General features: G+C 61.5%; 17 protein-coding genes. 15 read left to right on the forward strand and 2 right to left on the reverse strand.

Translation table 11 applies throughout. The features are described 5' to 3' along the window. The first annotated feature begins 107 nt into the window (after positions 1-107). The 3 genes from ACZ445_RS01315 (at position 108) to ACZ445_RS01325 (ending at position 4686) form a co-directional block, all read left to right on the forward strand. Positions 108-3008 (forward strand): aminotransferase, encoded by a 2901-nt coding sequence (locus ACZ445_RS01315; RefSeq protein ID WP_179040588.1) that lies wholly within the window; start codon positions 108-110, stop codon positions 3006-3008. A gap of 121 nt (positions 3009-3129) precedes the next feature. After that, a complete protein-coding gene (gene aguA / locus ACZ445_RS01320; RefSeq protein ID WP_058426227.1) occupies positions 3130-4236 on the forward strand; it encodes an agmatine deiminase in 1107 nt (368 codons plus the stop codon). Positions 4237-4470: 234 nt separating this feature from the next. Next, positions 4471-4686 (forward strand): hypothetical protein, encoded by a 216-nt coding sequence (locus ACZ445_RS01325; RefSeq protein ID WP_058426226.1) that lies wholly within the window; start codon positions 4471-4473, stop codon positions 4684-4686. Positions 4687-4809: 123 nt separating this feature from the next. Here the strand turns inward: ACZ445_RS01325 and ACZ445_RS01330 are convergent, their stop codons facing one another. Beyond that, positions 4810-6879, reverse strand: coding sequence for a TonB-dependent receptor (locus ACZ445_RS01330; RefSeq protein ID WP_464707926.1), 2070 nt, complete (start codon positions 6877-6879; stop codon positions 4810-4812). A gap of 412 nt (positions 6880-7291) precedes the next feature. Here ACZ445_RS01330 and ACZ445_RS01335 point away from each other — a divergent pair, with 412 nt between their 5' ends. The 3 genes from ACZ445_RS01335 to ACZ445_RS01345 all read left to right on the forward strand — a co-directional run bounded on the left by ACZ445_RS01335 (position 7292) and on the right by ACZ445_RS01345 (position 9724). Beyond that, positions 7292-8593 carry an OprD family porin gene (locus ACZ445_RS01335; RefSeq protein ID WP_058426224.1) on the forward strand — a complete coding sequence of 434 codons (1302 nt, stop codon included), beginning with the start codon at positions 7292-7294 and terminating at the stop codon, positions 8591-8593. A gap of 205 nt (positions 8594-8798) precedes the next feature. After that, the gene (locus ACZ445_RS01340) at positions 8799-9002 is read left to right on the forward strand and encodes a tautomerase family protein (protein WP_016979078.1); all 204 of its coding nucleotides are present in this window, start codon (positions 8799-8801) and stop codon (positions 9000-9002) included. Positions 9003-9022: 20 nt separating this feature from the next. Continuing rightward, positions 9023-9724, forward strand: coding sequence for an SDR family NAD(P)-dependent oxidoreductase (locus tag ACZ445_RS01345; RefSeq protein ID WP_464707927.1), 702 nt, complete (start codon positions 9023-9025; stop codon positions 9722-9724). 15 nt (positions 9725-9739) lie between these two features. Here ACZ445_RS01345 and ACZ445_RS01350 read toward each other — a convergent pair whose 3' ends face one another. Beyond that, positions 9740-10627 (reverse strand): AraC family transcriptional regulator, encoded by an 888-nt coding sequence (locus ACZ445_RS01350; RefSeq protein ID WP_464707929.1) that lies wholly within the window; start codon positions 10625-10627, stop codon positions 9740-9742. A gap of 122 nt (positions 10628-10749) precedes the next feature. On the opposite strand from ACZ445_RS01350, the gene ACZ445_RS01355 reads away from it, so the two are divergent. From ACZ445_RS01355 to pelG, 9 genes are all read left to right on the forward strand, one after another. Then, complete coding sequence (locus ACZ445_RS01355; RefSeq protein ID WP_058426221.1) at positions 10750-11244, forward strand: hypothetical protein; 495 nt, start codon at positions 10750-10752, stop codon at positions 11242-11244. A gap of 473 nt (positions 11245-11717) precedes the next feature. Then, positions 11718-12650, forward strand: coding sequence for an SDR family NAD(P)-dependent oxidoreductase (locus ACZ445_RS01360; RefSeq protein WP_058426220.1), 933 nt, complete (start codon positions 11718-11720; stop codon positions 12648-12650). Between the two features lie 62 nt (positions 12651-12712). Continuing rightward, complete coding sequence (locus ACZ445_RS01365; protein WP_464704670.1) at positions 12713-15526, forward strand: bifunctional glycoside hydrolase 114/ polysaccharide deacetylase family protein; 2814 nt, start codon at positions 12713-12715, stop codon at positions 15524-15526. Beyond that, positions 15504-19103, forward strand: coding sequence for a tetratricopeptide repeat protein (locus ACZ445_RS01370; protein ID WP_464707930.1), 3600 nt, complete (start codon positions 15504-15506; stop codon positions 19101-19103). The genes ACZ445_RS01365 and ACZ445_RS01370 overlap by 23 nt, the downstream gene beginning before the upstream one ends. A gap of 26 nt (positions 19104-19129) precedes the next feature. Then, the gene (locus tag ACZ445_RS01375) at positions 19130-19648 is read left to right on the forward strand and encodes a hypothetical protein (protein ID WP_058426217.1); all 519 of its coding nucleotides are present in this window, start codon (positions 19130-19132) and stop codon (positions 19646-19648) included. A 5-nt stretch (positions 19649-19653) separates the two neighbouring features. Beyond that, positions 19654-21021, forward strand: coding sequence for a PelD GGDEF domain-containing protein (locus ACZ445_RS01380; protein ID WP_058426216.1), 1368 nt, complete (start codon positions 19654-19656; stop codon positions 21019-21021). Further along, positions 20999-21994 carry a HEAT repeat domain-containing protein gene (locus tag ACZ445_RS01385; protein ID WP_464707931.1) on the forward strand — a complete coding sequence of 332 codons (996 nt, stop codon included), beginning with the start codon at positions 20999-21001 and terminating at the stop codon, positions 21992-21994. The genes ACZ445_RS01380 and ACZ445_RS01385 overlap by 23 nt, the downstream gene beginning before the upstream one ends. Next, positions 21984-23498, forward strand: a complete 1515-nt coding sequence (gene pelF, locus ACZ445_RS01390) for a GT4 family glycosyltransferase PelF (protein ID WP_058426214.1) — start codon at positions 21984-21986, stop codon at positions 23496-23498. Before ACZ445_RS01385 ends, pelF begins: the two co-directional genes overlap by 11 nt. Then, complete coding sequence (pelG, locus tag ACZ445_RS01395; protein ID WP_179029095.1) at positions 23499-24869, forward strand: exopolysaccharide Pel transporter PelG; 1371 nt, start codon at positions 23499-23501, stop codon at positions 24867-24869. Position 24870 lies beyond the last annotated feature (1 nt).

Consider the following 24870-nt stretch of genomic DNA (forward strand, 5'->3'; position numbering starts at 1 on the left):
ATAGCTTGAGTTGTGACGCCTGGCGGTGCAAGCGTGGTTTGCGCAGGGGGTTGCGTAAGCCCCCTGAACAATGGCGATATACACCCCTAAAAACCGAGGCCACCCCCATGCTGCTCGCCACCCTGATTCATCGCGCCAGTCTACCCTGCCCGCAAGTCAGCCCCGATCAGGCGGCTCGATTGCTTGAGCAGTATTACGGCCTTAGTGGCACGTTGCGATCGCTGGGTAGCCAGCAAGACCTTAACTACAAAGTCGACAGCGCCCGTGGCCGGTTCGTTCTGAAAATCTGCCGGGGCGACTACGCTGCCGTGGAGCTTCAGGCTCAGCACGCGGCGCTCAACAGCCTGCAGGCGGTGCGCGTACCCCAGGTCATCAAGGCGCTGACAGGTGAGGAACTGCTGACCCTGACCCTCGACGGCGAAACCCTGCATGTGCGGGTGCTGGATTACATCGACGGCCAGCCGTTGACCCATCAGGCGCATTTGGGGCGCAGGGTGATCGCAGGCTTTGGCGACCTCTGCGGTCGGATGAGCCAGGCACTGGCGTCGTTTGAACATCCGGGCCTGGAGCGTACGTTGCAATGGGACCCGCGCCATGCCCTGGAATTGATCAAGCATCTGCTGGCCACCCTGGAAGATTTGCCCCACCGCCAAGCACTGGAACAAGTGGCTGAGCAGGTCCAGAACCGTATGCGCACCCTGGCCGACCACCTGCCGTGGCAAGCCGTGCACATGGATATCACCGACGACAATGTGGTGTGGCAGCGTGATGCGCAACGCCACTGGCAACTTCAGGGCGTGATCGATTTCGGCGACCTGGTGCGTACCTGGCGTATTGCCGACCTGTCGGTGACCTGCGCCGCGCTGCTGCACCATGCCGAGGGCGACCCCTTTGCTATCTTGCCGGCGGTCCAGGCTTGCCATGCGGTGGCGCCGTTGCAGCATGAAGAATTGCAGGCGCTATGGCCGCTGATCGTCGCCCGCGCGGCGGTGCTGGTCTTGAGCAGCGAGCAACAACAACGGCTGGATCCGCATAATAGCTACCTGTTGAAAAATGCCGAGCATGAGTGGGAAATCTTCCATGTAGCGACCTCGGTGCCGTTTGAGCTGATGGAAGCGGCGATTCTCAGCAGTGTTGGCCAGGCCCCCGCACCCATCGCCAGCCAAGGCTTTGCGCCTTTGTTGCCGGGGTTGGTAGGCCGCGAGTTCGCGCTGATTGACCTGGGCGTGCTCAGCCCGCATTTCGAGGCCGGCAACTGGGAGCAGCCCGGCATCGATCAACGCCTGTTGCAGGAGGCGGCGGCGCTGCATGGCTTGGCGGCGAGTCGCTATGGGCAGTATCGGTTGTCGCGTACCCGGCCCGACAGTGCGACCGAGCCGGAGACATTCCCGTTGCACGTTGAACTGCACGTGCCATTGGCGACCTCCGTCGAAGCGCCGTTTGCCGGTGTGGTGCGACGGGGGGCCAATGGCGAATTGCAGGTGCACAACAGCGAAGCGACCGTGCGGCTATGGGGGGTAAAACCGCTGTTGCAGCCGGGTGCCGCAGTGCTCAAGGGCCAGGTCATCGGAGAGGTTGAAGGCCCGCTGACGGTGCAGCTTTGCCGTGCTGACTTGCCCGCACCGCTGTTCTGCGCACCGTCCCGGGCACCGGCGTGGCAAGCGCTGTGCCCATCGCCGGCTGCGCTGCTGGGGCTGGCTTGCGACGCCGAGCCCGAGTTGGACCCCGAGGCCCTGCTGGCCCGCCGCGACGCCAGTTTCGCCCGTTCGCAAAAGCACTATTACGTCGACCCGCCGCGTATCGAGCGCGGCTGGCGCAACCACCTGATCGACATGCAGGGTCGTTCCTACCTGGACATGCTCAACAACGTGGCGGTACTCGGCCACGGCCACCCGCGCATGGCGGCGGTGGCGGCGCGGCAGTGGTCGCTGCTCAACACCAACTCGCGGTTTCACTATGCGGCGATTGCCGAGTTTTCCGAGCGCTTGCTGGCGTTGGCGCCGGCGGGCATGGATCGGGTGTTCCTGGTCAACAGCGGCACCGAGGCCAATGACCTGGCGATCCGCCTGGCCTGGGCCTACAGCGGCGGGCGCGACATGCTCAGCGTGCTGGAGGCCTACCATGGCTGGTCGGTGGCGGCGGATGCGGTGTCCACCTCGATTGCCGATAACCCCCAGGCCTTGAGCAGCCGCCCGGACTGGGTGCACCCGGTGACTGCGCCGAATACCTATCGCGGCGAGTTTCGCGGGCAGGACAGTGCGCCCGATTACGTACGAAGTGTGGAGCACAACCTGGCGAAAATCGCCGCGAGCCAGCGCCAACTGGCCGGTTTCATTTGCGAACCGGTGTACGGCAATGCCGGTGGTATCTCGTTGCCGCCGGGCTATTTGCAGCGGGTGTATGCACTTGTCCGCGCCCAGGGCGGCGTGTGCATCGCCGATGAGGTGCAGGTAGGTTACGGCCGCATGGGGCATTTCTTCTGGGGCTTTGAAGAGCAGGGCGTGGTGCCCGATATCATCACCATGGCCAAGGGCATGGGCAACGGCCAGCCCCTGGGGGCGGTGATCACCCGGCGTGAAATCGCCGAGGCGCTTGAGGCTGAGGGCTACTTCTTCTCGTCTTCGGGAGGCAGCCCGGTCAGTTGCCGCATCGGCATGGCCGTGTTGGATGTGATGGAAGAAGAAAAACTGTGGGAAAACGCCCAAGTGGTCGGCGGGCATTTCAAGGCACGCCTGGAAGCTCTGATCGAGCGCCATCCGTTGGTTGGCGCCGTGCATGGTTCTGGCTTTTACCTCGGCCTGGAATTGGTGCGTAACCGGCAAACCCTGGAGCCCGCCACCGAAGAAACCACCTTGCTGTGTGATCGACTGCGGGAGTTAGGAATTTTCATGCAGCCCACCGGCGACTATCTGAACATCCTCAAGATCAAGCCGCCGATGGTCACGTCGAGGCGCAGCGTGGACTTCTTTGTCGACATGCTGTCGAAGGTGCTGGATGAGCAGTTGTAGTTAATCGATTGTTATCGGTTAACTACTGTCCTATTTATCGACTATGATCTTTTGTCGCTTTTAAAGCCGATTTTTATCCGTTATAAAGTCGGCTTTTACCCCATTCGGAGTCCTGATCGCCATGACCACCCTGCACAGCACCCCTCGCGCCGATGGCTTCCACATGCCTGCCGAATGGGCGCCACAGACGCAAACCTGGATGATCTGGCCCGAGCGCCCGGACAACTGGCGCCTGGGCGGCAAGCCGGCGCAGGCTGCCCATGTGGCGGTGGCCAAGGCGATCGCACGCTTTGAACCGGTGACCGTTGCCGTATCCGCCGGCCAGTACGAAAACGCCCGCGCCCGCCTGGATGTGCCGAATATCCGCGTGGTGGAGATGTCCAGCGATGACGCCTGGGTGCGCGACACCGGCCCGACCTTCGTGATCAACAACAGCGGCGAAGTGCGCGGCGTGAACTGGGATTTCAACGCCTGGGGCGGTTTTGACGGTGGCCTGTATGCGCCGTGGAACCGCGACTCCCAGGTTGGCGGCAAGATCCTTGAGATCGAACGCGCACCGCGCTACCGCACCGAAGGTTTTGTGCTGGAAGGCGGTTCGATCCATGTCGACGGCGAAGGCACCCTGATCACCACCGAAGAATGCCTGCTCAACCGCAATCGCAACCCGCATCTGGGCCGGGCCGAGATCGAAGCGGTGCTGAGCGCCAACCTGGCTGTGGATAAGATCATCTGGTTGCCGGATGGCCTGTTCAACGACGAAACCGACGGCCATGTGGATAACTTCTGCTGCTACGTGCGCCCGGGCGAAGTGTTGCTGGCCTGGACCGATGACGCGCAAGACCCGAACTACGCGCGCTGCCACGCCGCAATGGACGTGCTGCAAAGCAGCACCGACGCCCAGGGTCGCTCGTTCATAGTGCATAAAATGCCGATTCCGGGGCCGCTGTACGCCACCGAGGAAGAATGCGCCGGTGTCGACCCCGTTGACGGCTCCCAGGAGCGCAATCCGACCGTGCGCCTGGCCGGTTCCTACGTGAACTTCCTGATTGTCAACGGCGGCATCATCGCCCCAAGCTTCGACGACCCGTTGGACAGCCAGGCCAAGGCGATCCTGCAGGACCTGTTCCCGCAGCACGAAGTGGTGATGGTGCCGGGGCGCGAACTGTTACTGGGGGGCGGCAATATCCATTGCCTGACCCAACAACAGCCCGCGCCGTACAAAAAATGAGTGCAGTTGTAACAGTACTTTAGCCGGCGCCAGGGGCTACCTGGTTCGAGCGCTCACAGCAAGCCCGCTGCCCAGCAAGGTCGCGGGCTTTTTTGTGTGCGCATGCCTATAAACACGAGACATTGGCATAGCTCTTGTATCGGTGCTGTCACAGTGGCCCAAGGTAATGACTGCGCAGTTCTGTCATAAACCTTGAGTAAGTTAGCCGCTCACGCAGTAGGAGAGAGCGCTGAAATGAATGCCGATATCAACCTGATGTACACGCGCACGTTCCACCCCTTGCGGGTCAACGGCGACGCGATCCATGCGCTGGCGCTCTGGTTGAAGGAAAACGGTTCGCGGCAGATCAGGCAGCAGCCTGACTTGCGCAGCGTGATGAGTGAACGCTATCCGGCGGGGTTGTTCAGTGAGGATGAAGTGCACGCGTTGTGTGACCTGCTGAAAAACTAAGCAACACAGAGAACAAATGTGGGAGGGGGCTTGCCCCCGATAGCGGCGTGTCAGGCAAAAATATCAACCGACCGGTTGCCATCGGGGGCAAGCCCCTTCCTACACCCTTTGGATGTATTCGGTTTAGAAACTGTAGGTCCCAGTCACCACCACGCTGCGCGGCTCTCCCGGCTGGATCTGCGCCACGCTGGTCGCCGACGCATAGTAGTTTTTATCCGCGATATTGTTCAGCGCCGCCCTCACGTCCCATTCCTTCTGGCGGAACCCGGCCAACGCATCCCAACGGCCATAACCCGGCAGCACCACGGTGTTGAGACTGTCGGCGTAACGATCCCCCACCAGCGTCAAACCGGTTTCGGCATACCAGCCCATCTCGGGTTTCCAGGTGATGAACAGGCTGCCGTTGCGCTTGGCCACATCACTGACGCGCTTGCCTTCAAAGCCGTTGTTATCCTTCATCACCGTGGCGTCCTGCAGGCCGATACCGCCGCGTACGTACCAGTTGCCGACGATCTTGCCGGTGGCGGTCAGCTCCACGCCGCGTGAGCGTTGCAAGCCGCTGAGCAGAGTGATGGTGCGGTCCAGTGGGTCGCTGGTGCGGCGGTTGTAGAGTTCCAGTTCGTACACCGCCAGGGTGGTGCTCAGGCGGTCGTCGAGCCAGTCGCTCTTGACGCCGATTTCCTTCTGTTTGGTCAGTTCGGGGCTCAGGTCGTTGGCGCCGCTGGTGGCGCTCGGGGTGATGCCGATCAGGCCGCCGCCGGCTGGGGAGAACGTCTTGCTCCACGAGGCGTAGAACGCGTGGTTTTCCAGGGGCGTCCACACCAGGCCGATGCGCGGGCTGGCGTTATGGCTGTCGACGTCTTGCTGGAGGTTGTTGAGTTTGTTCTTGGTATCGACTTCAAAGCGGTCGTAGCGCAGGCCGGCGAGGAGTTGCCATTGATCGTTCAGGCGCAGTTGGTCTTGTACATAAACCGCACGACTTTCCACTTCGGTGTGGTTGTTGCTGGATACGCTCATGCGCCCGGTGTGGCTCAGGTGGCGGTTGGGCTGGTTGAGGTCGAGGCTCGGCACGGTGTTGCCACCGTTGTAGAGCTTCGGATCGCGGCGTTGGCTGCCCAGTTCCAGGCCGGTGAGCAAGCGATGTTCCAGGCCGAAGGTGCTGAAGCCGCCTTCCAGTTCGACGTTGTTGAAGAGGTTCCGCGTGGTCAGGTCTTGCTGCCAGCGCTGGCGTGTCACGCTGTTGGTCGCAGGCACGTAGGCGGTCTGGTAGGTGTTGTCGAAATCGCTGTCGAGCTTGAACACGCCCAGGGTCTGGCGCAGTTGCCAGTTGTCGTTGAGCTCATAGGCCAGCCTGGAGCGCAGGGACTGGGATTTGTCGTCGATGTAGTCGCGGCTGTCGAAGTAAGTGGTGCTGCGGCTCACATCCGCCGGCCGGCCGTTGACCCCGGGAACGCCACGGTCCGGCGTGCGGTTGTAGCGGCTGTATTCGTATTGCACCAGCCAATTCAGGTCCGGCGTGAGCTGCCAGCTCATGGACGGTGCGAACAGCTGGCGATTGCCGCTGACGCCATCGCGGAAGCTGTTGTTGTCCTGGTTGCCCATGTTCAGGCGCAGGCTGATGTTATCGGTGGGGTCGGTGCTGAGGTCGGCGTACAGGCTGCGCAAATCGTTGCTGCCGCCTTGGGCCTCGATACTCGACGTGTGGCCGGCGGTAGGCAGTTTGCTCACACGGTTGACGATCCCTCCCTGACCGCCTCGCCCGTAGAGTACGGCAGCCGGCCCCTTGAGCACTTCGATGCGCTCGATGTTGTGCAGGTCGCGCACGTACTGGCTGTCGTCGCGGATGCCATCCAGGTAGAAGTCGTTGCTCGCGTCGAAACCCCGGATGCGCAGGCTGTCGAAGCGCGTATCGGCGCCGCTGCTGACGTTGGGAATGCCGCTCAACGCCTGGCCCAGGTCATTGGTGCCGTAGGCGCGCAGGCTTTCGGTCTTTACCGAGTCGATGGCCTGGGGCACATAACGTACCGGCGTGGCGGTGCGGGTGGCGGTGCTGGTTTCCTTGACGCGTGGGTCGTCTTCGTCAGCTTCGGCGCTGATCGAGGTTTCGGGCAAGGTGGTGGCCGCACAGGCAAAACCAGCAGACAGCAGAACGGAAAGCCCAAGGGTGATGGGCGTCAGGCGAGGGGCTGGCATTAAGGAATGTATCCGAATGGTTTGGGAGGAAAACTACGCGTTAATGGTAATGCTTTGCATTTGCGCGCGTTATCAATTGCCAAACGTATCGGCTTTTAAATATGTTACGAAATGTGTTTTTTGTCGTTTTGCACGCGGTTTTTTGTCGCTTTCAATGTGGTTGTAGGCCTGCGCTTAGAATTATTTCGCCTAAATACAGACGATTCGCGAAATTGACACATAGTTCCGGGCGCGACTAGGATTGCGCCCAACGCCTGTGGCTAACCGCCATGACTCATCCAATAAAAAAGGCCCGCGGCATGTTCAGTCGTCCGCGGGCCTTCTTTTTTCCGGATTCAGTCGACACCAGAAAAAGCATTACGGAGCCTGGTGTCACAGCGCGTACTCAACCAGGAATAAGGAATACAAGAAAATGTTGAAGCAACGGATGAGTCTGATCGCTCTGGGGATTTTGAGCGCATCGACAGCAATGGCAAACGACCAGGACCAGTCCAAGGGTTTTATCGAAGACAGCCACCTGAACATCGCCGCACGTAACGCCTACATCAGCCGTGACTACAAAAACGGCAAGCAAGACAAAGCCGAATGGGGCCAAGGCTTCATCGGCAAGCTGGAGTCCGGTTTCACCCAAGGCACCGTCGGTGTGGGTGTGGACGTGATCGGCCAATACGCTATCCGCCTGGACGGTGGTAAAGGTCGCGCTGGCGCGGGCGGTATCGACTTCTTCAAACCGGGTAATGGCACTGCCAACAACCCTGGCTCGGCACCACACGACCTGGCCAAGGGCGGCGCTGCCGTGAAGTTCCGCGTTTCCAACACCGTGCTCAAGTACGGTGATCAGTTCCCGGCCGTGCCTGTGCTGCAGTACGACAACTCCCGTCTGTTGTCGGAAACCTACACCGGCACCTCGATCGTTTCCAAAGAGATCGCCGGTCTGCAACTGGACGCGGGTCACTTCACCAAAGAAGCGCGCAAGAGCACGGAAGGCACCGACAGCGGTCGCCTGAAAAGCATCGACTACATCGGTGGTAGCTACAAATTCACCGAAAGCCTGTCTGCTGCGCTGTACGCCTCCGACATGCAGGACGTGCTGAAGAAGCAATACGTCAACGTCAACTACGTACTGGCCCTGCCAGAGAAGCAGTCGCTGACTTTTGACTTCAACGGCTACAAAACCAAACTGGACAAGAGCTTCGCCCTGGAAAACCAAGGCAGTGAAGACGCGCGCGACAACAAGATCTGGAGCCTGGGCGCGACCTGGGCCGTTGGCCCGCACAGCTTCACCGTCGCTCACCAGCGCAGCACCGGCGACACCGGCTACCTGTACGGCGGCTACCGCAACGCTGGCGGCATCGGCGACGGTGGCAACACCATCCTGCTGGCCAACTCCTACTGGTCCGACTTCAACGGCAAGGACGAGCGTTCGTGGCAAGTGGGCTACGGCATCGACTTCGCCACCTTCGGCGTGCCGGGCCTGACCTACAACGTTGCCTACGTGCGTGGTACCAACATCGACGACGGTACCAACCGCGGCGACGGCACCGAGCGCGAAATCTGGAACCAGTTCAAGTACGTGGTCCAGAGCGGCCCGGCCAAAGACCTGAGCCTGCGTGCGCGTGCGTCGTGGTTGCGCGTGTCCAACAACGCCAGCAACTACAACGTAGGCGGTAACGAAATCCGTCTGTTCGCCGACTACCCGATCAACGTTTTCTAATTGATCCGGCGTCGCGCCTGAGTTTCAGGCGATAAAAAACCCCGACTGGTTCGGGGTTTTTTTATGCGCGTCTGTGCAGGGCAGACTTGTTACATCGAATCACTAATGAAGTACCCGTTCCCACCTTTTTCCCCTCCCGGCACAAGCCTAAATTGGCCCCACTGCCTGCCCATCACCCCGATGGTCGGCCACTGGAGTCTTCACCATGCCCTTTGTCAGCCTGCGCATCACCCGTGACGGCGTTACCCCCGAGCAAAAAGCCCAGGTCATCGCCGAATTCACCGAAACCCTCGAACGCGTCCTGCACAAACGCCCGGACCTGACCCACATCGTCATCGAAGAAGTCGACACCGATAACTGGGGCTACGCCGGCATCACCACCACCGAATACCGCAAATCCCAAGCCTGAATCCCTACCGGAGCATCCTCATGAAAAAAGTCGTCATCATCACCGGCGCCTCCCAAGGTATCGGCGCCGCCGTGGTCCAGGCCTACCGTGCCCTCGATTACCGCGTGGTCGCCACCTCGCGCTCGATCCAGCCGTCCACCGACCCCGACATCCGCACCGTCGCCGGCGACATCGCCGACCCGGCCACCGCCCAGCGCATCATCCGCGACACCCTGGCCACCTTCGGGCGCATCGACAGCCTGATCAACAATGCCGGTATCTTCATCGCCAAACCCTTCACCGCCTACACCCAGGAGGACTACGCCAGCGTGCTCGCGGTGAACCTCAATGGTTTCTTCTACATCACTCAGCTCGCCATTGCCGAGATGGAAAAGAACCACGCCGGACACATCGTCAACGTCACCACCAGCCTGGCAGACCATGCGATTGACGGCGTGCCGTCGGTACTCGCCAACCTCACCAAAGGCGGCTTGAATTCGGCAACCAAATCGTTGGCGATTGAATACGCCAAGCGTGGAATCCGTGTGAACGCAGTGAGCCCGGGCATTATCAAGACGCCGATGCACGTCGAAGAAACCCACGCGGCGCTCGGGCAATTGCACCCGGTCGGGCATATGGGGGAAGCGAGTGACGTCGCCCAGGCAATCGTCTACCTGGAAACCGCCGGCTTTGTGACCGGCGAGATTCTGCATGTCGACGGCGGGCAAAGCGCCGGGCATTGAGACACACGTCCCGGCCTAACCCGGCCGGGCGTTATCATCCCGTGGCGAGCGGCCGAAAAACGCTTTGTAGGCGCGACTGAACGCCGCTTCGGACTCATAGCCAATCGCAAAACCGACTTCTCCGATGCGGCCGTCCTGTTTGGCCAGCATGGTTTTTGCCAGGGTCAGCCGCCATTCATTCTGATACCGAAGCGGCGAGCGGCCGACCAGGGTGCTGAACCGCTCGCAGAAATTCGACCGCGACATGCCCGCCACCTCGGCCAGATTGTCGATGCGCCATTGCCTGCCCGGTGTTTCGTGAATGGCTTTCAGTGCACGAGCGATGCGTGCATCCGACAACCCCCTTAGCCATCCGGAAGCGGTGCCCTGGTGCACCCAGGTGCGCAGGATGCGAATCACCACCAGGTCGATCAGGCGCGAAATCATCAACGCGCCGCCCGGTTGCGTGTCGTGGGCTTCGAGCAACATGAAATGCAGAATGCCTTCCGCCCACGCGGCGGCGTCGGCTTGCTGGATGTGGATCAGTCGAGGCAAGGCGAACAGCATGGCCTGGAAACTGCTCGCGTCGAACCAGAAGCGGCAGATGACCACGGTTGCCGGCCCCTTCAGGGCGGTCAGCGTGATGCCCGTGGGATCGTGGGGCAGCAGGATCACATCGCCTTGCTCCAGCGTTGCGGGGGGCTGATCAGCAACGTGGAGATGTAACCGGCCTTGCTGAAGCACGCAGATGTGCGCGCTTTTTTCATCCAGGCGCAGAGGCTGTGCCTCCGTCAGCGGGCAAGAATAAACGCGATCACCCGTCAGGCGGATCTGCGCAAGCACCTGGGACAGCAGGTCGCCCTTGGCCAGCCCTTCCAGCTGCAATTGCGGATGAATGATCAAGTTTTCCAGGGGATTCATCATGTCGGTTCGACCCCGCCCTCACTAAGCTGACCGCCGAGATCATAGCGCGCCGACGCCATCGGGATGAGCCTTTCCCGCGCTGGCCTTTTTTGCACATCATCCAACCACATGGGAACACCACTATGTTCGGAATCTCCGCTCTCGGCTGGCTGCACACCCTCGGCAGCCTGCCGGCCATTCCACTGGCCGCCTACATGTTTATCCGGCACGGCCGTATCGTGCCTCGGTCAGTGCCGGGGTTTTTCTATTTCGTCTCGATGTTGATCGGCGGCCTCACCGTGTTCCTGGTCGCGCATCAGCCCGTCAGCAACGCCATCGGCATCATTACGATTGCGCTGCTGTTGGCGGGTTATGGGGTAGGGCGCATGGCCTGGCTGGGGCGAGCCCGGGTGTATGTGGAGACGATCTTGCTGAGCCTGACGGCTTTTTTCCTGATGGTGCCCACCGTGTCCGAGACCTTGCGTCGCGTTCCCGATGGCCACCCCTTCGTCACTGACCTGAAATCGCCGGTGCTGCTGGGCGCGCAGGCGGGCATTGCGTTGGCGCTGGTGATAGGCGTGACGGCGCAAATGGTGTACCTGCGCAGGCAATCGCGCCTCAGCACTGCCCAACGCTGAAAAACCGGGCAGGAACTGCCCGCTTTCATCGCCCAACACCGTGTAGCCGTTGCTCAAGAAGCCGGAGGCAGCAATCGCCACGGCAGTCCTCTCAACCACACTGCCTTGGGCACAGGTGTTGGTGCAGTAGCCAGGATGCCTGGAAGGGTGACTTGCAGGCTGTGCCCTATTAGTAGCGTCAAATAAGTGTCTAATTTTGTCGTTGGTTGCCGTTTGGCGGCAAATGAGACAATTCATTGACAGTCTCTTTTGGATCCACCATGATCGCCCCGAATTTGATGGCTCTAAGCCATTAAAATGACATTAGCAACGCGCATTCGTCCCATGCTGTGGTTCTTCAAGATTCAGGGATAAGGCGGCTTGGACTCGGATGGCCAGGCGACGTTGGTCAGGGTAGCCCTAAAACACTGTCACCTTTAATTAGCAGGCTCGTTTGTCGGTGCCTGCGCTCGAGTCTCTAGGAAGTAAACTTCATGGCTGTAGGACGAATTCTGGTCACCGGTGGTGCAGGTTTTATTGGTTCACATCTGGTCGATGCGTTGCTGAGCAAAGGCTACAAGATTCGCGTATTGGACAACTTGTCGACTGGTAAGGTGGCTAACCTGCCCGCCGGTAATCCTGATCTGGAACTGCTGGTCGGCGATGTCGCCGACAGCGCCGTGGTCGAGCAAGCCATGCTTGATTGCAGCGCAGTCGTGCATCTGGCTGCGGTTGCGTCGGTGCAGGCCTCGGTAGACGATCCTGTCGCCACTCACCAGGCCAATTTCGTCGGCACTCTCAACGTGTGCCAAAGCATGCTCAAGGCCGGTGTGGCGCGTGTGGTGTTTGCCTCCAGCGCGGCTACCTATGGCAACAACGGCGAAGGCACGGCCATCGCCGAAGACACGCCCAAGTCGCCACTGACGCCTTATGCCAGCGACAAACTGGCCAGTGAGTACTACCTGGACTTCTACCGTCGCGAGCACGGCCTGGAGCCGGTGATCTTCCGCTTTTTCAATATCTTCGGCCCACGCCAGGATCCGTCTTCGCCTTACTCCGGCGTGATCAGCATCTTCACCGAGCGCGCGTTGGCAGATAAGCCGATTACCGTCTTTGGTGACGGCGAGCAAACCCGCGACTTCGTCTACGTGCAGGACCTGGTGAGCATCCTCGTCCAGGCGGTCGAGACCCGCGAACCGGCACCTGAAGCCATCAACGTAGGGCTCAGCCGTTCGACCAGTCTCAACGACCTGATCGCTGAGCTGGGCCGTGCCACCGGTACTGCGTTGAACGTGACGTACCAAGCTTCACGTCAAGGCGACATCCGTCATTCGCGCGCGAATAACGCCCGTCTGTTGGAGCGCTTTGCACTCCCGCAACCGACCTCCATTGGCCAGGGTTTGGCGCAGCTGTTGCGCAGCTTGTAGTTCGCCGGTCACTTCGCCCGACGTCTACGCAGTATTGGCTCAGTCATCTTCAAGAGTGAATTATGGAAATCGTTTTCCGCAGGACGCGTATCCGCGCGATCGCTGAGCGGCTGTTGGCTGCTTTTGCCTTATTCGTCGGCGGGCCGACTGTGCACGCTGCTGCCTTGGCCCAACCGAACAGCGTGGCTTTCTGGTACGCCGAGCAACCACCGCTGCCGGAACTGGCGCAGTTCGACTGGGCCGTGGTCGAACCGGGCCACATGACGCCTGGCGATGTGAAAGCCTTGCGGGCGCTGGGCAGCCAGCCGTTTGCCTACCTGTCCATCGGTGAGTTTGATGGCAATAAGGCTGAGGTCGAGGAAGCCGGGTTGAGCAAAGCGGTTTCCCCTGTGCGTAATGACGCCTGGAACAGCCAGGTGATGGATCTCACGTCGCCGGTCTGGCGCGAGCATCTGTTCGGACGTGCCAAGGCCCTGGAAGCGCAAGGCTATGCGGGCCTGTTCCTCGACACCCTCGACAGTTTCCAACTGATGCCCGAGGCTTCGCGCGAGAGCCAGCGCGTCGGCCTGGCCAGCTTGCTGCGTGAGCTGCACAAGCGTCAGCCGAACCTCAAGCTGTTCTTCAACCGTGGTTTCGAAGTGTTGCCTGAGCTGGACGGCGTTGCCGCCGCCGTGGCGGTCGAGTCGATCCATGCCGGTTGGGATGCTTCCGCCAAACGCTATCGCCCGGTGTCCGAGTCCGATCGCCAGTGGCTCGAAACCCACCTGCAACCGCTGCGCGCCAAGGGCGTGCCGCTGGTGGCCATCGACTATTTGCCTCCCGAGCGTCGTGAGGAGGCGCGCGCGCTCGCCAAGCGTCTGCGCGATGAGGGGTTCATTCCCTACATCAGTACCCCGGACCTCAACACCCTGGGCATCAGCAGCATCGAGGTCCAGCCGCGCCGTATCGCGATGATCTACGACCCGCGTGAAGGTGCACTGGAAGATGCCGCCGGCCATAGCAACCTGGGTGGTTTGCTGGAGTACCTCGGTTACCGAGTCGATTACCTGCCCGCCGACAGTGACCTGCCGCTCTACGGTTTCAGTGGCTTGTACGCGGGTGTGGTCACCTGGATGACCAGCGGCCCGCCGCAGGATGCATCGGCGTTCAATCGCTTTATCAATGCACGTCTGGACGAGCAGGTGCCCGTGGTGTTTTTCAGTGGTCTGCCGGTTGAAGACAAGTTGTTGCTCAAGCGCCTGGGCCTCAAGCTGGATGCGCCGCCCGCCACTCAGGTGTTGACCATCACCCACCAGGACAAGGCCCTGCTGGGCGCATTCGAGGCACCGGTGGTGCCTCGCTCCCGTGACTTGGCAGCGATCTCCCTATTGCCCAACGGCCCAACCCCGGCGTTGTCCTTGAGCGGTGCCAATGGCGCTGTTTTCAACCCGGTGGTGGTCGGCAAATGGGGAGGACTGGCGCTGGCGCCTTACCTGCTTGAAATCAACAACGAGCGTAGCCGCTGGATTCTCGACCCTTTCGCGTTCCTTCAGGCCAGCCTGCGTCTACCGGCGCAACCTCGGCCGGACACCACCACCGAGAATGGCCGGCGCATCGCGACCGTGCACATCGATGGCGACGGATTTCCCTCCCGCGCCGAAGTGCGCGGCACCCCCTATGCAGGTCGTCATACCCTGGAAGACTACATCAAGCCCAACCCGTTCCTGACGTCGGTGTCGATCATCGAGGGCGAGATCTCGCCGCGTGGCGCGTTCCCGTTCCTGGCCCGCGAGCTGGAGCCGATTGCCCGCGAGATCTTCGCCAACCCTAAGGTCGAAGTGGCCACGCATACCTACAGCCACCCGTTTTTCATGCAGCCGGATAAGGCCGAGAAACGCGAAAATTTCAACCCGGAATACGGTTTGAACATGAAAATCGCCGGCTACGACAAAATCGATTTTCGTCGGGAGATTTTTGGCTCGCGCGATTACATCAACCAGAACCTGACGACGCCACAGAAGCCCGTGAAGATGGTGTTCTGGCCAGGCGATGCGCTGCCATCCGCCAGCACCATCAAGCTGGCCTATGACGCGGGCTTGAAAAACGTCAACGGCGCCGAAACCATCATGACCAAGGCCAACCCGTCCCTGACCGGGTTGAACCCGTTGCTGCGGCCGACGCCTGGGGGGTTGCAGTACTACGCGCCGATCATCAACGAAAACCTCTACACCAACCTGTGGAAAGGTCCGTACTACGGCTTCCGTGAGTTGATCGAGACGTTCGAGCTCACCGACAGCCCACGCCGCCTGCGCGGGCTGCACCTCTACTACCACTTCTATTCCAGCACCAAGCAAGCCTCGATCAAGGCCATGCACGAGATCTACGGCTACATGCGCGAGCAACAGCCGATGTCGTTGTGGATGAGCGACTACGTCGACCGTCTGCATGGTCTTTACCAGTCGAGCCTGGCCCGAACTGCGGACGGCGCCTGGCAGATTCGCGGGATGGACGCGCTGCGTACCGTGCGCCTGGATGCACAAATGGGCTGGCCGGACTTGCTCAAATCCCAAGGTGTCGCGGGTGTACGTGACTTGCCGCAAGGGCGCTATGTGGCCCTGAGCAGCGACAAGGCATTGCTCGCATTGCGTGCGGACAGAGACCCTCGCCCTGCGCTGGAGGAGGCCAACGTGCCGTTGCTCGATTGGCGTTACCTGGACGATCGTCGCGTGAGCTTTTCGTTCGCCGGTCAGTTCGACCTGACCTTCACCGTGCGCTCGGCAACCGCCTGCCGCGTGGAAGTCGATGGGCAACGATTCGCGGGCAAGGCTTCGGCTGGCCTTTGGACTTTTCAACTTCCTATGAAGCAGGTGAGTAATGGTCAACTCCTCTGCAACTAAAAGCAGCCGCCTGCTCAACCCATGGGCATTGGCGGTGGTCGCGGTCGCCGTGGGCGGCCTGCTGTGGGCAACCTTCCAGCGTGAAGAAGTGTTCCAGCCCGACGGGCGCGAACCCGACGCCGTGTCGGCCAACTATGCCGAGCTGTTGCTGACGGCGCACCCGGATGACGACCACCTGCGTTTGCAATTGGTCGACTTGCTGATTCGCCTGGGTGACTACACCAAGGCGCGCCAACACGTGGACGCCTGGCCCACGCCGCAGCCGGAGATCCAGGCCTACTATCGCCTGGAACTGGACGCGCTGATCGCCGCCAGTGGCAACGACCTGATTGCGCAGCATGCGTTGGTCGAGCGCCTGCAAAGCTTCGATCATCGCAAGCTGCCGGTTGCCCAACTGCAAAGCCTGGCGAAGCTGGCGCTGACCCTGCAGGCGCCGGCGTTTGCCGCCAGTGTGTTCGAAGAGATCGCAGGGCGTGACCCGGCGCAACGCACCGAGGCGCTCAAATCCGCCGCGCAGTGGTACTTGGCGGGTGAGCAGCCTGCGCGCGCGGCAGACATCTATCTGCAACTCAAGCGTGACGCCCAGCAGCCGGGGGAACGGCGGGAGTACGCGCAACTTGCGTTCAACAGCCTGCTCTCGGCCGGTCGTGACGAGCAGGCCGCGCAAGTGCTGGCTGACGAGTTGCCCCAGCTGACCAACCCGCAAACCGACGTGGCGTGGCTGGAGCAGGGCGTGGATATCGCCGTTGCGACCAAGCAGTTCGACCTGGCCCAGCGCGTGCTCCAGCAGTGGCATGACCTGGAGCCTGACAACCGCAAGATCCTGGTCAAAGAATTCGATGTGCGCCTGTCCATCAATGATCTGGCGGGTGCATGGGAAACCGGTCAGGAGCTGGTCATCGATTACCCGGATGACACCGAGTTGCTGGAGCAAATGGCCAAGCTCGGTGAGTGGCGCGGTGATAACGAAGCCGCGCTGGACTACTGGATTCGCTTGCTCAAACTCAAGGAAGACCCGAAAACCCGCGAGCACGCCTGGCGCCTTGCCAGCCTGCAATTCGACTTCGCCCGCTCGATCCCGCTGCTCGCCGACATCATGCAGCAGCGTGCGCTCACAGACATCGAGCTGGATGCGTTGATCTACGCTCATGAATCCCGTGGCACACCGGCCGAAGCCGAGGCATGGCTGCGCACCTACCTGCGCAAGTACCCGGCCCATCGCCTGGCCTGGACACGCTTGCTGCACAACCTGGAAAACACCGGGCAGTTCGCGGCCAAAGGCCAGCTCTACAAGGACTATGCAAAACGCTACAAGCTGACCACCGCCGAACGGGTCGATTGGGCCAGCACCGAAATGAAGCTGTTTGATGAGCCAGCGGCCTGGGACGTGGTCAAGTCGGACGACTCATCCATCGATGATCCGGAATATTGGCGCACCCGTGCCGCGCTCGCCTGGGACCTGGAGCGCGACGAGGACTTGCGCGTCTCCCTGGAAAAACTGCTGTCCCTCAACGGCAAGCTGACCAGTGGTGACGAGAGCCAGTTGATCACCCTGTATCGCACCAGCGACCCGCAGCGCGCCTTGAAGTTGATGGTCGACAGCTGGCACCGCGCCCAGGATCCGCAACGGTTGGTCGAGGCGCTGCAACTGGCCCAGGAGCTGCACGAGTGGGATCAGGTCGTTACCCTGTTGGAAGACGCCAAGCAATACCCGCAGGCCTACGAGCAAGCCCAGGTTCTGGCGGTACGCGCTGCCTTGGCGGTGGAGCAGGGCGATCCCTCCGAGGCCGAGCGCCTCTATCTGCTGGGCTTGTCGCGCTACCCCGATGACAACCTGTTTCGCGAGCGTTTGACCTGGCTGTATGTCGACCAGGCCGACACGGCAAAACTCAAGCCCCTGCTGGCCAAATGGCGTGCCTCTGCACGGGCAGACCGCCTGCTCTGGCTGCCGTTCGCCAGTGCCAGCCAGCTGTTGGGGCGCGATGCCGAGGCGTTGGCCTGGTATCGCCTGTACCTCAAGCTCAGCCCGAACGACTGGCTGGTGCAGGCCGCGTATGCCGACGCACTGGACACCTCCGGCTACCAGGACGCCGCCCAGCGCCTGCGCTTGAAGTTGCTGCGCAGCCCCGAGGCCGACAACCTGCAGCCATCATCCCAGCGCTACGCGATCTGGCTGCGCTTGATGTCCAGCAGCTACTCGCCGCAGAAGGCCCAGCAAGAACTGCTGAAGTGGAAAGACGGTTCGCCGTCGATGAAACAGCTGTGGTTCGAACGCCTGCTGGCCCGCCTGGATGCGACCAACCAGCAAGCGCAGAAAGACGACTGGCTGGCCTGGGCGCGCACCCAAGGGCTCAAGGTCGACCGTTACGAGCAGATCCAGGAAGCCTTGCGCAGCCGCAATAAAGCCCAGGTCGAAACCCTGTTGGCCAGCAGCGACCTGAACCCGGCGCAGCGCGCACAGGCGCTCAGCCGTTTGGGGCGTACCAACGAGGCACTGGACACCAGCCTGTCTGCACTGGGCGACGACCAGCCGGATTCGGTGAACGAGCAACTGCGTCGCCAGGCGGTGGAGATCCACGAAGCCACCCCGCAAGGCGCATTGCTGTCGTATCAGAAACAGGATTTCGGTGGTTTGTCGTTTGACGCGCCGCGCCTGGAAATTGCCCACAACCTGGGTGACAACTGGTACGCCGATGTCGAGATGGAACACGGCAACTATAAAGGCGACGACGTCATCTCTTCGCGCATCGGCGACGAAAGCAATGCAGCCCTGACCTTGGTGCGCTCGGTGGAAAACGGCAGCTGGAAGCTGTTCGCCGACACCAGCCAACGCAAGGACGACGACCGTAACGGCCTGGGCCTGTCGCGCATGTGGCAGTTGGATTCTCGCCATCAGATCGAGACCGGGCTGGACTGGCATCGCAAGAGCGACGACAGCGGCCTGATGCGGGCTTTCGGCCAGCAAGACCGCGCCTGGGTCGGCGGCCGTCACGGCCTGACTGCGCGGGACCAGTTGAGCTGGGAAGTGGCGCAGCGCTCGTTCTCGACCCGTGCCGGTGACTCGCTGGGCAGCGGTCATGCGCTGAAGCTGGAGCTTAACCACACGCTGGAATTTGCCGGGCCTAACTGGACGGTGCGCAGTGGTGTGGATTACCAGAAGAACAACGTGAAGGATCGCAACCTGGATTACCTCTCCAGCGACTTCAAAGGCCCGATTCGAGTGCCTGATGTCGCGCCGCCTGAGCCGGGTGACCCGATCGAGTTGCAGACCATCCCGTCGGGCGACCTGCTGCAAAGCCGCTACGGCCAACTCTATGTCGGCACGTCCTGGCGTCGCGGCATCCCCGGTGCGCTGGTGCGCAGCAAGCCGCAATACACCTGGCTGGTGGACATGACGGCGGGCTGGCAGTGGACCGACCAAACCTTCAACTATGGCGTCAACACGGGCATTGGTTTCGAAGTGCTGGGTGATGACGAACTGGCCCTCACCTTCGGCTACCAATCTGCGCCACAAGGCGGGGATGGCAAGTCCGGCGGCACACTGGGCATGAGCTACGGCGTGCGTTTCGGGCGCTGATTACAGAATCTACGGGAGAAAAACCTATGCAAGCAATTCGTAACCTGAGCCTGGCCCTGACAGTGCTGTTCGTCGCCGGCTGCTCCAGCTTCACCAGTGAAAACAGCCCTAACCTGCCGCGCAACGCGCAGTGGGGGATCGTGCCGATGATCAACTATTCGCAGACCCCGCAAGCCGGTGAGCGCAGCGAGCAGATCCTGCTCAGCGTACTCAGCAGCCACGGCCTGCAACCGCGTGTTTACCCGACCAGCACCCAGGGCGAACAGGCGCTGATGGACGACAACGAGCGCCTGACCGGTGCCCTGGAATGGGCACGTGAGCAGAAGCTCGATTACGTCGTCGCCGGCAGCGTCGAAGAGTGGCAGTACAAGAACGGCCTGGATGGCGAGCCGGCGGTGGGCATCAGCCTGCGCGTGCTCGACGCCAACAGTGGTCGTGTGCTCTGGAGCAAAAGCGGCGCGCGCGCCGGTTGGTCCCGTGAAAGCCTGGCGGGCAATGCTCAGACGGTAATCGACAAACTGGTTGGCGCCCTTCGATTCGAGTGAACGCAATGAATTCTCCACACATGGATTACAGCCTGGCGCCTCGCGCCAGCGGGCCGGTGTCTTGGCTGGAAACACTCCTGGTAACGGGCTTGGCCATTGGCCTGGGCTTCTGGCTGACCCCCGAAGACCCGTTGCAAATGCGCGGTGGTTTCCCCTGGCCAATCCTGGCGCCACTGCTGTTGGGTGTGCGTTACGGTTTTGTGCGCGGCCTGTTCAGCGCCGTGCTGTTGGTGGCGGCGCTGTTTGCCCTGCGCTACAGCGGGCATGCAGGTTATACCCAGCTTGAACCCTCGTTCATCGTCGGTGTGCTGGTGTGCGGGATGCTGGTAGGCGAGGTTCGCGACCTGTGGGTGCGCCGCCTGGAGCGTCTGCAGATGGCTAACGAATACCGTCAGTACCGCCTTGATGAATTCACCCGTGCCCACCAGATCCTGCGGGTGTCCCATGACCTGCTGGAGCAGCGCGTGGCCGGCAGTGACCAGAGCCTGCGCAGCTCGTTGCTGGGCCTGCGTGAAAAACTGCGCGGCATGCCGGTCGAAGGCGACGCATTGAGCGAGCTGGCCGAGCCGATCGTGGCGATGCTCGGCCAATACGGCGCATTGCGCGTGGCGGGTTTGTACCGCGTCGACGACAGTGAGAAAAACCTACTGCCCCAGGCCTTGGCGATGATCGGCGTGATGGGGCCGCTGGAAACCGATGACGGTTTGATCCGGCTATGCCTGGAACGCGGCGAACTGGTGAGCGTACGCCAGGAGCTGATCGACGCCGGTAATGCCGCGCAGTTTTCCGCGCTGCAGGCCTGCATCCCATTGATCGATGCCGAAGGCCGCTTGCTGGCGATCCTGGCGGTTCGGCAAATGCCGTTCTTTGCGTTCCAGGATCGCACCTTGAGCCTGTTGTCGCTGCTGGCCGGTCACATTGCCGACCTGTTGCGCCGCGATCCGCAAGTGCTGAGCCTGCCCGATGCGCACGCCCAGCAATTTTCGTTGCAGCTCAAGCGGTCGCTGGTGGATGTGGAACAGCACACGTTGCCCGCCGGGTTGTTCGCGTTCGAGATGACGCGCGCCAATGAGGAACTGTCGCGTCTGATGGAGCGCAGCCAACGTGGCCTGGACTTGCACCTGGCGGTGCGCAACAACCGCGAACATCGCCTGCTGCTGGTGCTGTTGCCGCTGACCAGCCCGGAAGGTACCGAAGGCTACCTGGCGCGGATCGGCATGTTGTTGCACGAGCACTTTGGTATCGATACCGACCTGGACAGCCTGGGTGTGCGGGTCATGCCTTTCAATCTGGAGCCTGGCTGTGATCGCAACGGGCTGCGTAACTTCCTCTACAACGAGTGTGGCCTGAATGATCAGCAAGTGGCTGTTTAGCGGCGCCGTGCTGCTGGAGGCAGGCAGTTGGGCCAGCCTGTGGCTCGATGCGCCGCAGATGCACCAACTGCTGGTGTTCACCTTCAGCCATGGGGTGGCCTGCCTGATGCTGTGCGGCGCCGTATGGTTGCTGTTGCCGGCGCGCTACCGGGCGCCTCTGCCGTGGAGCCCGCTGTTCATTTTCAGCCTGGCGTTCTTTGTGCCGGTGATCGGCACCCTGGGCGTGGTTGCGTCGATCTTCCCGGCGCTGTACCTGCCGCGTAAACGCGACCAGCAAGCGTGGCAATCGGTCGGCATTCCAGGCCTGCCGTTCCGTGCAAAGGCCCAGACACGCACGCCGATCTTCGCCGATGGTGGTTTGCAGGACGTGCTGCGCCACGCGCCCGATCCCGATCAGCGTCTGGCCGCGCTGCTGGCGACTCGCCGCATGCCTGGCAAGGACGCGGTACCCATCCTCAAGCTGGCCTTGGGTGACCCCAGTGATGACGTCCGTCTGCTGGCGTACTCGATGCTCGACAAGCAGGAAAGTGACATCAACCTGCACATCCAGATGGCGTTGGAACAGTTGGCCGGCGTCGGCCCGCGAACTGCCGGCCCGGTGCACAGCATGCTGGCGCGCTGGTATTGGGAATTGGCCTACCTCGGCCTGGCCCAAGGCAGCGTGCTTGAGCACGTGCTGAACCAGGCCAGCGAACATGCCGAACAAGGTCTGGCGGCCGGTGAGGGCGGCGAGCTGTTGCTGCTGGCCGGCCGTATTGCCCTGGAGCGCGGTGAAAACGAGCGAGCTGAGGCCCTGCTGCACGAGGCTGAGCGAAACGGTCTGGGGCCGGCTCAGTTACTGCCTTTCCATGCCGAGTTAGCGTTCGAAGCGGGTCGCTATCACGAAATCCCCGGGCTGCTCGCCAGCCTGCCGGAAGAAACCCGTCAGCGGCCACCCTTTGCTGAGTTGGTGAGGAGCTGGAATGAATCATAAGGAAACCACCCCGACGGCTGACATTTGCCTGCTGCTGGAAGGCACCTGGCCGTACGTGCGCGGCGGTGTATCGAGCTGGATTCACCAGATGATCCTCGGCCTGCCGGAGCTGACTTTTTCGGTGATGTTCATCGGTGGTCAGCGCTCGGCGTATACCTCGCGGCGTTATGAAGTGCCGGTGAACGTGGTGCACATCGAAGAGGTGTTCCTCGAAGACGCGACGCACCCGGTCGATACCCGTGGCACCCCCCGCGATGCCGACCCGCAGCAGTTGGCTGACCTGTATCGCTTTTTGCATCACCCGGATCAGCCCGAGCGGGAGCTGGGGGAGCGCCTGCTCAATTGCATTGCCGAGGGCCATATGACCCTGGATGATGTACTGCGCAGCCGTGCCAGTTGGGAAACCCTCAGCGAAGGCTACCGCCAGCACTGCGCCGACCCGTCTTTCGTCAACTATTTCTGGACGTTGCGTTCGTTGCAATCGCCGTTGCTGATGCTCGCCGAGGCCTCGCGCAAGATGCCGCCGGCGCGGGTGCTGCACTCGATTTCCACCGGTTACGCCGGGCTGCTGGGGTGCATCCTCAAGCACCGCTGGAAATGCACTTACCTGCTGAGCGAACACGGTATCTATACCAAGGAGCGCAAGATCGATCTGGCCCAGGCCACCTGGATTGCCGAAACCTCCGGGCAGGCGCTCAACCGCAGCCTCGACGGGGGCTCGGGGTATATCCGGACCCTGTGGGTGCGCTACTTCGAACGGATCGGCCAACTGGCCTACAACAGCGCCGACAAGATCATTGCCTTGTATGACGGCAACCGTCAGCGCCAGATCAAGGACGGTGCCGATCCGAGCCGCACCGCGTTGATCGCCAACGGCATCGACCTGTCGCAGTGGTCCCGTGCCATGGAAACCCGTGAGCCGGGTATTGCGCCGGTGGTCGGGTTGATCGGGCGCGTGGTGCCGATCAAGGACGTGAAAACGTTCCTGCGTGCCATGCGCGGCGTGATCAGCGCCATGCCGCACGCCGAAGGCTGGATTGTCGGCCCCGAGGAAGAAGACCCGGAATACGTGAGCGAATGCCGCAGCCTGATGGCGAGCCTGGGGCTCGAAGGCAAAGTGCACTTCCTGGGTTTCCAGCGCATCCAGGACATCTTGCCCAAGCTGGGCCTGATGGTGCTGACCTCGATCAGCGAAGCACAACCCTTGGTGATCCTCGAAGCCTGGGCCGCCGGTACGCCGGTCGTCAGCAGCGACGTCGGCTCGTGCCGCGAACTGATCGAAGGCGGCAGCGCCGAAGACCGCGACCTCGGCGTGGCGGGCAAGGTGGTGGCAATTGCCGACCCACAGGCGACATCCGCCGCCATCCTCGAACTGCTGCGCAGCCCCGAACGTTGGAAAGCTGCACAGGCCGCCGGCTTGCTGCGGGTCAACCGTTACTACACCGAAGCCTTGATGCTGCAGCGCTACCGCGACCTGTACCAGGCCGCCATGGAGAACAGTTAAATGGCCGGTATTGGCTTCGAACTGCGCAAGATCCTCTCGCGCGACTCATACACCGCCACCTTGCACGCCTATGTGTATGCGGGCCTGATCAGCTCCGGCCCGTGGGTGCTGTCGATCATCAGCGTGATGCTGGTGGGGATCATCAGCCTGGGCCTGCTGTTGCCCAACGCATTGGTGGGGCAGTTTCTGGTCACGGTGACGTACCTGATGGCCAGCTCATTGATCCTGACGGGTGGCCTGCAGTTGTTCTTCACCCGCTTCGTGTCCGACCAGTTGTTCGAGCGCAACTACGACCAGATCCTGCCCAACCTGCTGGGCATTTTGTTGATGGTGACGGTCGGTGCCGGGGTATTGGGGGTGATCGTGCTGGCGCTACTGTTTGATCAACCGCTGATCTACCGCGTGCTGGTGCTGTCGAACTTCGTGGTGCTGTGCAACCTGTGGCTGGTGATCATCTTTCTTTCGGGGATGAAAAAGTACAACCGCATCCTGCTGGTGATGGTGGTGGGTTACTCGCTGATGGTCGCGAGCGCCTACCTGCTGAGCTTCCTGAAGATGCCCGGCCTGTTGCTGGCGCTGTTGATCGGCCACGGCAGCCTGTTGTTCCTGTACCTGTACGACATCCTGCGCGAGTACCGTGCCGAGAAAATGATTGCGTTTGATTTTCTCAATCGTCGCAACGTGTTCGTCAGCCTGCTGGTGACCGGGTTCTTCTACAACTTTGGCATCTGGGTCGACAAAATCCTGTTCTGGTTCAACCCAGGCACTTCCAACGAAGTCATAGGCCCGCTGCGCGCCTCGATCCTGTACGACATGCCGATCTTCATCGCCTACTTGGCGATCATCCCCGGCATGGCCGTGTTCCTGGTGCGTATCGAGACCGACTTTGCCGAGTGGTACGACCGCTTGTTCCGTGCCATCCGCGACGGCGAGACCTTGCAGCACATCGGCTCGCTGAAAACCGAAATGACCCTCTCCATCCGCCAGGGCCTGCTGGAAATCTGCAAAGTCCAAGGCCTGACCGTGGTGCTGCTGTTCCTCTTCGCCCCGCGCCTGCTGGAATGGATCGGCATCTCCAGCTACTACCTGCCACTGTTCTACATCGACTTGATCGGTGTGAGCATCCAGGTGGTCTTCATGGCGTTGCTCAACGTGTTCTTCTACCTCGACAAACGCCGCGTGGTCCTGGAACTGTGCGTACTGTTTGCCGTACTCAACGCAGCCCTGACACTGCTCAGCATGCACCTGGGGCCCAGTTTCTTCGGCTACGGGTTTACGTTGTCGTTGCTGGTGTGCGTATTGCTGGGGCTGGCACGGTTGTCGTCGGCGCTGGAAGACCTGGAGTATGAGACGTTTATGTTGGCGCGGTGAT

This window comes from Pseudomonas allii (assembly GCF_055380095.1).

Bases quoted from the DNA above. Each gene is read 5' to 3' on its own strand.
- ACZ445_RS01315 (WP_179040588.1), top strand. From the start codon at position 108: ATGCTGCTCGCCACCCTGATTCATCGCGCCAGTCTACCCTGCCCGCAA.
- aguA (WP_058426227.1), top strand. From the start codon at position 3,130: ATGACCACCCTGCACAGCACCCCTCGCGCCGATGGCTTCCACATGCCT.
- ACZ445_RS01325 (WP_058426226.1), top strand. From the start codon at position 4,471: ATGAATGCCGATATCAACCTGATGTACACGCGCACGTTCCACCCCTTG.
- ACZ445_RS01330 (WP_464707926.1), bottom strand. From the start codon at position 6,879: ATGCCAGCCCCTCGCCTGACGCCCATCACCCTTGGGCTTTCCGTTCTG.
- ACZ445_RS01335 (WP_058426224.1), top strand. From the start codon at position 7,292: ATGTTGAAGCAACGGATGAGTCTGATCGCTCTGGGGATTTTGAGCGCA.
- ACZ445_RS01340 (WP_016979078.1), top strand. From the start codon at position 8,799: ATGCCCTTTGTCAGCCTGCGCATCACCCGTGACGGCGTTACCCCCGAG.
- ACZ445_RS01345 (WP_464707927.1), top strand. From the start codon at position 9,023: ATGAAAAAAGTCGTCATCATCACCGGCGCCTCCCAAGGTATCGGCGCC.
- ACZ445_RS01350 (WP_464707929.1), bottom strand. From the start codon at position 10,627: ATGATGAATCCCCTGGAAAACTTGATCATTCATCCGCAATTGCAGCTG.
- ACZ445_RS01355 (WP_058426221.1), top strand. From the start codon at position 10,750: ATGTTCGGAATCTCCGCTCTCGGCTGGCTGCACACCCTCGGCAGCCTG.
- ACZ445_RS01360 (WP_058426220.1), top strand. From the start codon at position 11,718: ATGGCTGTAGGACGAATTCTGGTCACCGGTGGTGCAGGTTTTATTGGT.
- ACZ445_RS01365 (WP_464704670.1), top strand. From the start codon at position 12,713: ATGGAAATCGTTTTCCGCAGGACGCGTATCCGCGCGATCGCTGAGCGG.
- ACZ445_RS01370 (WP_464707930.1), top strand. From the start codon at position 15,504: ATGGTCAACTCCTCTGCAACTAAAAGCAGCCGCCTGCTCAACCCATGG.
- ACZ445_RS01375 (WP_058426217.1), top strand. From the start codon at position 19,130: ATGCAAGCAATTCGTAACCTGAGCCTGGCCCTGACAGTGCTGTTCGTC.
- ACZ445_RS01380 (WP_058426216.1), top strand. From the start codon at position 19,654: ATGAATTCTCCACACATGGATTACAGCCTGGCGCCTCGCGCCAGCGGG.
- ACZ445_RS01385 (WP_464707931.1), top strand. From the start codon at position 20,999: ATGATCAGCAAGTGGCTGTTTAGCGGCGCCGTGCTGCTGGAGGCAGGC.
- pelF (WP_058426214.1), top strand. From the start codon at position 21,984: ATGAATCATAAGGAAACCACCCCGACGGCTGACATTTGCCTGCTGCTG.
- pelG (WP_179029095.1), top strand. From the start codon at position 23,499: ATGGCCGGTATTGGCTTCGAACTGCGCAAGATCCTCTCGCGCGACTCA.